Source organism: Corynebacterium sp. HMSC076G08 (genome assembly GCF_001811515.1).
GTDB classification, from domain to species: Bacteria; Actinomycetota; Actinomycetes; order Mycobacteriales; family Mycobacteriaceae; genus Corynebacterium; species Corynebacterium hiratae.
Window position 1 is genome coordinate 4,748 of record NZ_KV805028.1, and the last position, 11,588, is coordinate 16,335.

16 protein-coding genes are annotated in these 11,588 nt (G+C 60.9%); 7 read left to right on the forward strand and 9 right to left on the reverse strand.

The annotated features are described in order from the left end of the window. The first annotated feature begins 290 nt into the window (after positions 1 to 290). Both HMPREF2806_RS04280 and HMPREF2806_RS04285 read left to right on the forward strand, forming a co-directional pair. Positions 291 to 494, forward strand: coding sequence for a hypothetical protein (locus HMPREF2806_RS04280; protein ID WP_070516415.1), 204 nt, complete (start codon positions 291 to 293; stop codon positions 492 to 494). Positions 495 to 606: 112 nt separating this feature from the next. Further along, positions 607 to 1,635 (forward strand): hypothetical protein, encoded by a 1,029-nt coding sequence (locus HMPREF2806_RS04285; protein ID WP_070516418.1) that lies wholly within the window; start codon positions 607 to 609, stop codon positions 1,633 to 1,635. Between the two features lie 2 nt (positions 1,636 to 1,637). On the opposite strand, the gene HMPREF2806_RS04290 is transcribed toward HMPREF2806_RS04285, so the two are convergent. Then, positions 1,638 to 2,804: a YihY/virulence factor BrkB family protein gene (locus tag HMPREF2806_RS04290; RefSeq protein WP_070516420.1), complete on the reverse strand. Its 1,167-nt coding sequence runs from the start codon at positions 2,802 to 2,804 to the stop codon at positions 1,638 to 1,640. 84 nt (positions 2,805 to 2,888) lie between these two features. On the opposite strand from HMPREF2806_RS04290, the gene HMPREF2806_RS04295 reads away from it, so the two are divergent. Further along, positions 2,889 to 3,365 (forward strand): S-ribosylhomocysteine lyase, encoded by a 477-nt coding sequence (locus HMPREF2806_RS04295; protein WP_070516422.1) that lies wholly within the window; start codon positions 2,889 to 2,891, stop codon positions 3,363 to 3,365. Positions 3,366 to 3,402: 37 nt separating this feature from the next. Here the strand turns inward: HMPREF2806_RS04295 and HMPREF2806_RS04300 are convergent, their stop codons facing one another. Further along, positions 3,403 to 3,600 carry a hypothetical protein gene (locus HMPREF2806_RS04300; RefSeq protein ID WP_070516424.1) on the reverse strand — a complete coding sequence of 66 codons (198 nt, stop codon included), beginning with the start codon at positions 3,598 to 3,600 and terminating at the stop codon, positions 3,403 to 3,405. 74 nt (positions 3,601 to 3,674) lie between these two features. Beyond that, positions 3,675 to 4,790 carry a UDP-N-acetylmuramate dehydrogenase gene (locus tag HMPREF2806_RS04305; RefSeq protein WP_070516427.1) on the reverse strand — a complete coding sequence of 372 codons (1,116 nt, stop codon included), beginning with the start codon at positions 4,788 to 4,790 and terminating at the stop codon, positions 3,675 to 3,677. 24 nt (positions 4,791 to 4,814) lie between these two features. On the opposite strand from HMPREF2806_RS04305, the gene HMPREF2806_RS04310 reads away from it, so the two are divergent. The 3 genes from HMPREF2806_RS04310 to HMPREF2806_RS04320 are packed head-to-tail and all read left to right on the forward strand — an operon-like array spanning position 4,815 to position 6,964. After that, positions 4,815 to 5,306, forward strand: a complete 492-nt coding sequence (locus HMPREF2806_RS04310; RefSeq protein ID WP_046647832.1) for a DUF2505 domain-containing protein — start codon at positions 4,815 to 4,817, stop codon at positions 5,304 to 5,306. 27 nt (positions 5,307 to 5,333) lie between these two features. Continuing rightward, on the forward strand, positions 5,334 to 6,143 hold the full coding sequence (locus HMPREF2806_RS04315; protein WP_046647833.1) for a class I SAM-dependent methyltransferase: 810 nt from the start codon (positions 5,334 to 5,336) through the stop codon (positions 6,141 to 6,143). Positions 6,144 to 6,166: 23 nt separating this feature from the next. Further along, complete coding sequence (locus HMPREF2806_RS04320; RefSeq protein ID WP_070516429.1) at positions 6,167 to 6,964, forward strand: LmeA family phospholipid-binding protein; 798 nt, start codon at positions 6,167 to 6,169, stop codon at positions 6,962 to 6,964. A 23-nt stretch (positions 6,965 to 6,987) separates the two neighbouring features. On the opposite strand, the gene HMPREF2806_RS04325 is transcribed toward HMPREF2806_RS04320, so the two are convergent. The 6 genes from HMPREF2806_RS04325 to HMPREF2806_RS13740 form a co-directional block, all read right to left on the reverse strand. Further along, entirely contained in the window at positions 6,988 to 7,437 is a 450-nt protein-coding gene (locus HMPREF2806_RS04325; RefSeq protein WP_070516431.1) for a deoxyribose-phosphate aldolase, read from the reverse strand. Next, complete coding sequence (locus HMPREF2806_RS04330; protein ID WP_070516433.1) at positions 7,437 to 7,727, reverse strand: DUF2516 family protein; 291 nt, start codon at positions 7,725 to 7,727, stop codon at positions 7,437 to 7,439. Before HMPREF2806_RS04330 ends, HMPREF2806_RS04325 begins: the two co-directional genes overlap by 1 nt. 13 nt (positions 7,728 to 7,740) lie before the next feature. Continuing rightward, a complete protein-coding gene (locus HMPREF2806_RS04335; RefSeq protein ID WP_070444004.1) occupies positions 7,741 to 8,202 on the reverse strand; it encodes a CGLAU_01105 family protein in 462 nt (153 codons plus the stop codon). 15 nt (positions 8,203 to 8,217) lie between these two features. Beyond that, a complete protein-coding gene (locus tag HMPREF2806_RS04340) occupies positions 8,218 to 9,552 on the reverse strand; it encodes a DUF445 domain-containing protein (protein ID WP_070510556.1) in 1,335 nt (444 codons plus the stop codon). A gap of 115 nt (positions 9,553 to 9,667) precedes the next feature. Beyond that, on the reverse strand, positions 9,668 to 10,153 hold the full coding sequence (locus HMPREF2806_RS04345) for a hypothetical protein (protein WP_070510555.1): 486 nt from the start codon (positions 10,151 to 10,153) through the stop codon (positions 9,668 to 9,670). Further along, positions 10,150 to 10,473 (reverse strand): phage antirepressor KilAC domain-containing protein, encoded by a 324-nt coding sequence (locus tag HMPREF2806_RS13740; protein WP_232745265.1) that lies wholly within the window; start codon positions 10,471 to 10,473, stop codon positions 10,150 to 10,152. Before HMPREF2806_RS13740 ends, HMPREF2806_RS04345 begins: the two co-directional genes overlap by 4 nt. Before the next feature lie 311 nt (positions 10,474 to 10,784). On the opposite strand from HMPREF2806_RS13740, the gene HMPREF2806_RS04355 reads away from it, so the two are divergent. Then, the coding region (locus HMPREF2806_RS04355; protein WP_070516437.1) for an Abi family protein at positions 10,785 to 11,588 on the forward strand (804 nt) is incomplete at its 3' end.

The window sequence follows — 11,588 nt, forward strand, 5'->3', positions numbered from 1 at the left end:
CCCCGCTCTTCGAGGTCATCGAGGGCCGCCGCCTTCCGGCACAGGACGCCAAGGCCGCCGAGATTGCCATGCTTCTCGACGACACCGTGCGCCTCACCGATGACGGCACCTACCCCTCTGCCTAAGGCGCTAGCCCCCTAACAGCAAGCCCTTAGAATAAGCCGAGGACGTCCGCTCAGAAGCGGGCCTCCTCGGCTTCTTTTCTGCCTGCACCCTTCGCCTCGTGATAGTTTTTCGCATAAGGCACCGTTTACTTAATTGCGAGACTTCTACGAACCAGAGGACGAAGCATGGATAATGAAAAATTCCTCATAACAGCGGTCGGCTCACTCAGCGTCATTTCCCTTGCCGGTTGGCTCATCGCTGATTACGAGTGGTCAACCAGAGCCACAACGGTTATGGGGTTTGGATTCCTAGTCTCAGCACTGATTAATAAGCGCGGGCAAGAAAAGGCCGCGGGCCACCGCCAGATTTCGGAAGAATCTGCGCAGTAACAGTGTGCCGGGCAGTTAGGAGCGCTCCCCGGCTAGCTGCTTTCCCAGGTGCAGTAGCCATGCGGCGATTATTATCGGGACTCATCTGACGCTCTCCTGAAAGAAGCTACTCATGACCCAACCTCCGTATCCGCCGCACACTCCACCCCCAGGCCCCGGTCAGCAGAGGCCACACCAGCACGGGGGACCGCAGCAGAACCCCTATGCCAACCAGACTTTCCCACCCTTAGGCACTCCCCATAACAATCCTGGCGGCGGTTACGGAGCTGCCCAACCCCAGCCAGAGCCACCAAAGAAAAAGTCCGTCGTTGGAATCATCGCCACGGTTCTCGCCGTTCTCGGCACAATCATCGCCTGCATCCCCGGCATCTACGCCGCAGGCTGGATCCTTCTCCTCGCAGCGCTTATTACCGGCGCGGTCTCACTTTTCCTCAGCAACCAGTCAACTGCGTGGGGAGCAGTCGCCCTGATCATCACTGTGGTGGGCAGCTTGATCGCCTCGGTCGTCTTTTTCTTCTTCATGGCCGCAAAATTCATCGGTTCTCTTCCGGACACTACGCAAACACCCGAAATATCAAGTTCTGTCGTGGGCACGACGGTGCGCCCCTGGGATGAGGAGGAGACGCTGGACAGCACGGGCTCCCCCACCCCAACAGCGACGGAATACTACAACAGCGTTCCTGATGAGAACGGAAACCAAGTCCTTGAGGAAGGCACGCCCGGTTCGCGTTCTAACCCGCTACCGCTCAACACGACGCTGAAAGGGCCGGAATGGCACGTGGATGTCAGCAACCTCAACTTCGATGGCACGGACGAAGTCATGGCCGCGGACCCTTCCTACAAGCAGCCGGACGAGGGGAAGAAATACCTGGTCTTTGATTTGACCTTGACGTACGTGGGCAACGAGACCGACGCCGGCTCGGAAATGGCGTTCCTTTACTTCGGCCCGGGCGAGGAATCGAATGGGCAGCCCCTCATGTGGGATGTCAATGGGTTTATCGACGTAGACACTCCCTTCCAGCCGCAAGAGAAACGTACCGGCCGAGTGGCTGTCAGCGTGCCTGAGAATGGCGCGGAAGACGGCGCGTTCGGCATCGTCGTGCCCGGCACCGAGATTCCCTTCCACCTCGCTCTGAAGTAGGGCTACATCCCTGCCGTCTCGTCCTGTGCCTGCCGTGCGTTGTCTGAAATCTCACGCGCCCTCTGCTCCAGGTTCTCTTGGGCGCGGGCCTGGGCTTGAGAGGAGCTATCAGAGCGCGGCGGGGCTTGGATAAAACGCTCGGAGTGTAGCCCCAGCTGCAGTTCCTTGGCACGCAACACCTCGGCATCAATCTTGATGCCGACGATGAGCACGGTGTTCATCAACCACATAGCCATGAACACCGCCATGACGGTGCTTAGCGCACCATAGGCGCTGGCCGCAGCGAGGTACTTCAGGTAGAGGCCCACCAGCCCCCAGGACACTACTGTGCCCACGAGCGCCACCACCGAACCATAGGTAATCCACCTAAAGCGCCCAGGCCGCACGTTGGGGCCGAAGTGATAGAGCACTGCAATGAGCGTGAGCACCACGATCACAGTGACGGGAAAGCGCAGCCAGTTCCACACCGGAAGGAAGATTCTTACCAAGTACGTGGCGGTATCTTCTAGCCCTACGTTGCGCGCGAGCGGAATCAACCCTTCGTTAAGAACAGCATCACGCAGCAAGTTGGCAAAAAGCACGATGACCGCGCCCACCACGATGACTGCTGTCAGCCCCCACATCAGCGCCCACGTGCGGATGATCCCGCGGCCTTCCACCCGGCCGTACACGGTATTGGCAGTGCGCGAGAAGGCCCGCACATACGCCGACGCTGAAAACAGCGAAATGGCCAGGGAAATGATCAGTGCCAACGTGCCCTGCGCGCTAGAGCCGATGATCGTGCCGACGACCGTATGGGCTTGCTCAGAAAGCGAGCCAGGGACGTACTGTTCGATGAGCTCTGAGGTCAGCTGCTCCACTTCCGCTTGGCGGGAGGAGAAGATGAGCGTGGCAATGGAGTAGGCGGCCAGTACCGTGGGCGCAAAAGCCATGAGCGTGAAGTAGGTCATCCCGGCGGCACGGTCCATGAAGGCATCGTGGAAAAAGTCATTCCACGTGCGGCGGATGATCAGCCCCCAGCTCTCCTTGCGGAGCCGGTTGTCCCTGGAGAAAGGGTCGCGTTCCTCATCGTGGCCCTGGACCTCAAGGATGGTCGAGCTCTTAAACGGCACGATGGTCTCTGGCTCTTCGGCCGGAATAGCGTTGCCGCCAATCTCCTCTTCGCTCATATCTGACCAGCGTATGCGGCACAGCCCGCATTCAGGGGAAGGACACTCGGGCCACAGGCTAAGCCGTGGTTACACTGGGAAAGCATGACTGAGAAGAACACCGAGAACAAGATCAACGTAAAGTCCTTCGAGCTCGACCACCGGCTTGTCGACGCCCCCTATATCCGCGTCGCCGACCGCACCGACCTGGGCGGCGGAGTCGAGATTATCAAGTATGACCTGCGCTTCTGCCAGCCCAACAAGGAGCACCTCGGCACCGAGGCAATCCACTCGGTGGAGCACATGATGGCCAACTTCATGCGCAACTACACCGACAAGCTCATCGGTTTTGCCCCGATGGGCTGCCGCACCGGCTTCTACGCCATCACCAACGGTATGGAGCAGGACGAGCTGCTCCGCGCCGTCGAGGGCGCGCTCAATGACATCCTCAACGCCACCGAGGTTCCCGCCGCCAACGAGGTACAGTGCGGCTGGGGCGCCCACCACTCACTCGAGGGCGCACAGGAGGCCGCACGCGATTTCCTCGCGGCCAAGGATGAGTGGCTCAACGTCATGACCTAAGCGGCGGTGAAAGCTTGGGGCAATGGAGCCCTAACCGCTAGTGCTCGAGGCGTCGGATCTGGATGCGGGAGAAAAACAGCCCGGCGACGCCGATCCCCAAGACGCTCGCCATTAAGGTGCAGCGCGCTGCGCTGAACTCCGCGAACAGGCCTGGGACCAACAGCATCGCCACCGCGCAGAGAAGGGCCGAAACAAAGAGGAGGATGGCAAAGAGTACGTCTTTGGGGATGTACATGCGAGGTCCTTTCTGGGCGCCTAGTGTTTGCGGCGGCGAGCTAGCAATTCAACGCTATTTTAAATATTGCGCACTTATATTTCTACCCCTAGCCAGATGGGCTCCGGCTCCAGCGTCACACCGAAGGCCTTCTGAACCCCGGCGCGAATCTCGCGGGCCAGCGCAACGATGTCGTCTGCAGTGGCCTCACCGCGGTTGGTCAGCGCCAGGGTGTGCTTGGTGGACAAGGTTGCCTTCGCACCCGATTCTTCACCCGGGTAGCCCTTTGCAAAGCCGGCGCGCTCGATGAGCCACGCAGCGGAGAGTTTTTCCTTATCTTCTCCAGATGCGGTGGACGGCACCGCATGGCGCGGCATGCGGTCCGCATCCTCGTCGCCGCGGGCGGCGCGGACGGCTTCCTGGATGGAATCGGCAAGCTGCGGTTCCACGATGGGGTTGGTAAAGAAGGAACCGGCTGACCAGGTGTCGTGGTCTTCTGGGTCGAGCACCATGCCCTTGCCGCGACGCAGCTTCAGCACTTCCTCACGGACTTCCGCGACCGGGCGGCGCTCACCGGGGTTCTGGGTGAGCTGGCCAAAGCGCAGGGGTGTGGACAGCCCATCGGTGGTCAGCTGCAGCTCGATAGCCAGCACCACGCCGCGTCCAGTGAACTTCAGGTTGGAGTAGCGATACGCCAGCTCTAATTCTTCCGCCGGTACCCAGCTCGCGGTCCGCGTAGCGCGCTCATAGAGGTAGACCTGCGTGAGGACGTCGGAGGTCTCCGCGCCATAGGCGCCGACGTTCTGTACCGGTACGGCACCCGCATTGCCCGGGATGCCGGACAGGCACTCAATGCCGCCCAGACCGCAGTCCACGGACAAAGCCACGACGTCATCCCATACCGCGCCCGCATCAGCGCGCACGAGGCCGTTGGCCACGGTGACATCGATATCCTCGAAGTCGAGCACCACGACCACGACATCCAACTGGCCTTCCGCCACCACGAGGTTGGAGCCGCCGCCGACGACGAGGTAGTCCTGGGAGGCGTCGTCAAGCGCTGCTAACGCAGCAATTGCCGCCTCAGCGCTGGCGCAGCGCACCGTCACCAGCGGTGCACCACCGATGCGCAGCGTCGTGAGATCGGCGAAGGTGGTCTCGGAATCCAGCGTGACTCCGTCAATGTCAGCGAGGGTCAGGAATTTATCTAGCACGTCTACCAAGGTAGTCTGTAACTCATGTCAACCCGTAGCGAAAACACCGTTATCATCAACCAGCCCATCGATAAGGTGCACAAGGCACTGACCACTCAGGAGTACTGGGACTTCATCGTGGCCAAGCTGTCCCCGGAACCGGGTACCGTGCACGAGTTCACCGGCAACACCGCTGTGCTCTACGAAATTCTTCCGACCTCCCTCCTTCCGGAGGCCGTTCGCGCCATGGTCTCCCAGGATCTGAAGGAAAAGCGCACCGTGACCATCGGCGAGTTGGTCGACGAGCAGATTTCCGTCTCCTTCACCGCTGACGTCAAGGGCACCCCGGTCGACTTCAAGGGTGACATCACCTACAAGGCCCAGGATGAGACCACCGTTCTGGATTACGTCACCGAGGTTTCCGTCAACATCCCGATGATGGGCGCTGCCATCGAGCCGAAGGTCGCTGAAGCTCTGCAGGAGCTCTACACCAACGAGGGCAAGCTCACCGAAGAGTGGATCTCCAACAACCTCTAAACAACTCCCTACACCACAGTTGTTGCCATGGCCGATCACGCGCATAACCTGAAGGCTCAGGAAAGCGCTGGTCGGCCTTTTGGCGTTGTTACCCGCGGCACCACCAACCCCAACCGCCTGCGCCGCTGCGATCGGTGGATGGTGGCGCACCCGGAGATCTCCTCGCTGTTGCGCTCCACGAGTAAGCCGCTGGCTCTCGACGTCGGCTACGGCGCTTCCCACACCACCACCGTGGAGTGGGCCGGCTGGCTGCGCAGCGTTAACCCGCATACCCGGGTAACGGGCCTAGAGATTTCCCCCGAGCGCGTCCTGCCGCCGCGCGATGGTGTCAGCTTCGAGCTCGGCGGCTTCGAGCTTGCCGGCTACCGCCCGCAGCTGGTGCGCGCCTTCAATGTGCTGCGCCAGTACGACGTCGACCAGGTGGAGAAAGCCTGGAACACGGTGACTTCACGCTTGGCTCCCGGCGGCTACTTCGTGGAGGGAACCTGCGACGAGCTGGGACGCAGATCGGCCTGGGTGCTTCTCGACGCCTCCGGCCCGCGCACGCTGACCCTCGCCTGGGATCCCTTCGACGTGGAGCGCCCCAGCGATATTGCGGAGCGCCTTCCCAAAATCCTCATCCACCGCAACGTGCCGGGTGAACCGATCCACGAGCTCTTGCAAGCGGCCGACGCCGCCTGGGACCGCGCCGCCGGCTGGTCTCCATATGGCCCGCGGGTGCGCTGGCGCATGGCGCGCGAAGAACTCCGGCAGACAGTCCCCATCCACCCGGTGAACCGCCGCCTGCGGGACAACGTTCTCACAGTGGATTGGGACCTGGTAGTTGGCCAACTTTAATCCAGTGCGCCACACTAGTAGTCATGGCTTCTTCTAAATCTCCCGCCTCGACGGCCTGGAAAATTTTCATCGGCGTACTGGTGACGCTCCTGCTCATCATCTTGCTTGCTGAGCTCGGCCTGCGCTGGTTCTTGGGTTCTCAGATGAAGAGCCAATTTACCCAGTCCGCCAAGGAGCAGGGCGTGGAGACCTCCGAGGAACCGGAGGTGAGCTTTGGTGCCAGCCCTATGGTCTTTGGTTTGCTCAACGGCAAGATTCCGCAGATGGATATGAAGACCCCGTCCACGCTGAAGATTGAGGGCACCACCATCACCGGCCAACCGGCCGCTGATGTGCACGTCGAAGACATGACGCTGTCCAAGGAGCCGGTTGCGGGCACGCTGCGGGCTTCGACGACGGTGCCGGATCAGTTCCTGCTCGCCAGCTTCCAAAAGGCCATTGCTGAGCAGTCCGGCTATGACGCCTTGGGCAACCTGGTGGTCACCGCGATTACCGCCAACGATGCCGAGGATGACCTCGAGGTGGAATTTGCCGGTGGCCTAGCCACGCTCTCGCTCAAGCCGGAGGCTCGCGACGGCAAGCTCGCCATCGATGCGAAGGAAGCATCGCTCTTCGGCTTCGACCTGCCCGAGCAGGCGACCTCCGCGATCTCGAATGCCTTGGCCGAAGGCATGGAGGAACAGCTCGCGGGCCAGCAGCTGACCTTTGAATCCGTGGATGTTGGGGCTGGGGAACTGACGCTCACCCTCATTGGCCACGACGTTCCAATGAGCGAGCTCGATTCTGCCACCGCACCAGCTCAGCAGGCACCGGACAACTAAGAACCGAAAGCTAAAGCACAGAGTTAAAGGCTCTCCACGGAGAGCTGCGTATCCAGGGCTTCGTCGTCTGAAACGACGGAGCCCGTTTCAATGAGGCATTGATAGCCCGCCTGCTCGGCAGCACGCACATACTCCGGCAACGGCAGAGCCGGACGCTCAGGAAGAATGAGCCCCAAGCGCACGGGCAGCGGGCAGGCCTCGCGGAGGGTGACGAGCTCGGAGAGCAGCGAGGTGGCATCCCCTAGCAGCGCATCCACCGCAACCCACACCTCGGCCGCACCTGATTGCACGGCCAGCCGCGCCTCCGCCGCCTTCACCAAAGAGTGATGGCGCCCGGTGGGATAACCGGCAACAGCAATGACGTGCTCGGCGCCCTCAGCGGCAATCACGTGGTGCGGGGAGACAAGCACTCGCTGCTGCCCCGCCGACTGGTTTCGCACCTCCTCCACGGAGGCCGCAAGCAGATTCAGCATTAGTAGGAATAATCGCCGTTGATGATGGCCTTGAGCTGCGGGCGCACATCAAACCAGTACACACCGGTGATGATGGCGCCAATCCAGCTGACAAATGGCAGCGGCAGGTTCATCACCACAGCGGAACCGAAGAGCAGCCCGACCCACACCCATTTGTTCTGGCGGTCACCGGCGCGGAAAGCGTCCTCCCTCGTCATCGCTGCCAGGACGGCGCCGATGAGGGCGAAGAGGGATACCGCGATGAAAATGTAGTGCGGTATCGACGCAATAGTATTAAGAAAAGTATGCATCAAGAAAGGCCAACTAGTTCTCGTCAACTACTTCGCCGTCAATGACATCGTCATTCGGCTTCGGGGCATAAGGGTTGCGCGGGCTTTGCGGCTCCTGCGGCTGCTGGGCATGCTTGCCCTCCGCGCGCTGCTCCTTGGCGTTGTTGATAGCGCCCTGCACACCCTCACGGGTCTCGTTGAAGGCGGTGTTGAAATCCTCCCGAGCCTTCTCAAAAGACTCCGAGTTGCGGGTCTCACGGGCGGCGGAGGACACAGACTCCCCAATATTCTTCGCCGTGGAGGTCACGCGGTCGAAGAAGGACTCCTCCTTCGCAGTGCCATCACCCATGCCCGCCTCATCGGCGGCGCGGGCAATGCGATCCGCCTGCGCGCTCTGGGCTTGGTTCTGGCGCTCCTCCTTGAAACGGCCACCAAAATCCTTGGCCACATCAAAAGCAGAGGAACCGGCATTCTTGATTGAGTCAAATACGGACATGGTCGTCACTCCTTGTTAGACGCCAAAAAGCAGATGATTAACAGTGTAGATAACCAACCCCGCCAGCGCACCCACAACCGTGCCGTTGAGGCGGATGAACTGCAGGTCCTTGCCCACCATGAGCTCGATATTCTCGGAAGCCTCCTGGGCATCCCAGCGCTTAATGGTCTCCGGAATAATCGCGATGATCTCCGGGGCGAATTTCTCCACCGCGTAGCGCGCGGCCTTGTCCACCAGCTCGTTGGCTTGGGCCAGGAACTCGGAATCCTCCAGCAGGCGGTGCGCCAATTCCTTCACCTTGGCGGTGATCTTCTGGCGCAGGAAGGACTCTGGGTCGGTGAGCTGTTCAATGAGCGTGGAGGAGACCGTCGCCCACATCGCCGCCGGCGCCTTCTGCGCCTGATCGGAGGCCAGCATCTCCTGCTTGATGCCTTCGATGCGCCCGCGCATGTCCTCATCCCACTGCAGGTCCGAAGCCAGCTTGGACAGGTTGCGGCGAATGGCCAGGCGGGCTTCGTGGTTGCCGTTGCGGCGGACCTCATCGGCGAATTCCACGAGCTCGGCGTAGACCTTCTCCCCCACCATCTCGCGGGCAAAGCGCGGCGCCCAGCCCGGCATGCGCTCATCGATGGCGGTGACCACCGTGGATTCCATGCCGAGGATCTTGCCGTGCGCCCACTCAATGAGGTCATCCTCCAGCGGCCGTGCCTTGCCTTCCGCGATATAACCCTCCAGCAGGCGCCCCAGCGGCGGGCCCCACTCCGGCTCTGCCAGACGGTCCATGACTTGGGTGCGGATGAACTGCTCTGCCTCCGCCGGGTCTAGGTCTGCGACCACGCTGGCTGCGCGCTCACCAATCCACGCGGAGACCTCCTCCGCCCGCCCAGGCTCCACACCCTGGCGCGCCAGCCACAGCGGTATCTCCGCCTCCCGCACCTTGGCGCTGAGTGCATCCGCGGTGAGGAAGTTCTCCTCCACGAAGTCCTTGAGCGCATCACCCACACGGTCCTTGTTGTTGGGGATGAGTGCGGTGTGCGGGATGGGCAGTCCCATGGGCCGGCGGAACAGCGCGGTCACGGCGAACCAGTCCGCCAATCCACCGACCATTCCTGCCTCCGCTGCCGCGCGCACGTAGCCCACCCAGACGGGAGCCCCGCTTGCCGACGCCTGCCACCACGAGCACCCCAAAAAGATCACCGCCGCACCAATCAGGAAGGACAGCGCAATCGCCTTCCAGCGGCGCAGGTCCGCCCGGCGCGCCTCCTGGTTTCCTGGCTGCGGCACAAACGACGTCTGCGACGCCGACGTTTCCCGAGCCGGCTCAAGCCCTGCGTCTGCGCGGTGCGTCATGGGTTGGTTCTCCTTGGGTCTGCGTAATGATGGGGAATAGTGAATCCATTAATCAACATTAGTGGGCGTACCGGACACATTCGATTGCCACCAACACTAAGATCGACTCCTAGCTTTATGAACGCCAGCCTGCCGAGGGCCCGTTTGTGGTTCCGTAGATGAACCGTCCGGCATCCAACGCCTGCTGATCAAAGAAACCGAACCTAGCCGCCAGCACGCCTTTCGCCTTCTGGTGGTTACGGGAAGTGGCGGTCATGAACACCACACCCGCCATCAACTCGGCGAGCTTCTCCGGTGTCACCCAGTTGGATGATTCCTCGGTGTGGTCGTTGTCGATGTCCATCACGACACAGTCCGAGGAAATGAAGCTCGCAGACGAGCGCCGGTCGTTGGTGTAGGTGGCGGCGACGTGATCCAACCTGGCCACCTGCTCCAGCCCGGCTTGGTCGGTGATCTGGTGGTGGTTCGGGATGTCCATCTGGTGAGCCCAGTCGATCTCGGCGCGCTGAATCGCTTTCAGGGCCCGGTAGCAAGTCGGGTCAGGGTATCCTTCGACGTTCTTCTTCGGTATTCCGATATCAAGAAGCGCAGTGGTGGTCATCTGGCGTCCTCGCCTTCACACTCGACCACCGGCAGCAGGCCACGGATGTTCTTCAACAGGTCATAGATGAACAGGCGGCCTTTCTGCGTCCAGTACATGTGGGTGCAGGTCTTGCCCTCGTCGTACTCGTACGTCTTGGACTGGGTGTAACCCTTCTCAGCAAACTTGGCGTAGAGGAACCAACGCCCGGACTGGTGAAACTGCACCTGCTCCCCGTGCAGAATCTGGTTGAGCTTCTTCGCCGACAGGCCGTAGTCCTTGGCGATCTCGGTGGTGGTGATCAGCGACGGCGACGCCAGCACCACGTCGTAATAGGACACCTTCGCTGGTAAACCTGACCTGCTGGATGCCACCAGCCCTTTCAAGGGGGTAGTGATTAACGACCCCCTGCAATGACGCGCCAGGGCATCTTTCGTGTTGGCGTAGCCGAGGGCGGTCGCCACGTCCCGGCCGCAGAACAGGACCTGCCCGCCCGAGGTGATGGTTCGGATCGTACCGATGGCTCCATGTCCCGTGCTCTTGCCTCGGCGTCATCAACCAGGTAACCTCGTAGTCAACATGACCGGTTCCGCTGCCCGCCTCAACGGGAGTCCAGGGCCGGTCTTCGTTTTTGTATCAAACAGGGGTGTGCGTGGAGCAGGTGAAGCAGTTCAAGACCTACGGTGAACAGGTCGAATTGCTTCGTCAGCGTGGGATGCGAGTGGATGATCCCAAGCATGCTGAGACGCTGCTGGCTCAATTGAACTACTACCGCTTGTCCGGATACTGGTACCCGATGCGCCGTTTCTCCCAAGACGACGGCACTGCCCGAGATGAATTCGTTGAGGGAGCATCGTTTGACCTGGTGGTAGCCCTCTATGGGTTTGACGAACAATTGCGCCACAGCGTGTTCATCGAGCTTGATCGCGTGGAGTTGGCTATTCGAACCAAGCTCGGTCACGAGCTGGGTCGCCTTGACCCGCTGATCTATTTGGATCCCCAGCGTTTGAGCGCCCGGGCACGGCAGCGAAACAAAGACGGGCGTAGCGTGCACGAGGTGTGGCTGAGAAAGTACCAGTCGGCATTGAAAGCGTCGAAGGAGGACTTCGTCGCCCACCACAAATCCAAATATGGCGGGACTCTACCCATCTGGGCGGCTGTCGAAATCATGGATTGGGGGATGCTGTCGTACCTGTACGGCATGTCGCCCAATATCGTACGCAAACGGATTGCCGAGCCCTGCGGCCTAACTGGTCCTCAGCTTGAATCTTGGCTGAAATCCTTGAATATTCTGCGTAATTACGCAGCTCATCATGCAAGGATGTTCAACCGTGTTTACGACATCAAACCGAAACTGAACAATGACGTCAGGCTGGCTCCGGTAGCTGAAGGAATGAATCGCGTGTTCGGGCAGCTCTCCCTTGGGCCTGGCCCCCGGAAAGTAGACACGTCGGGG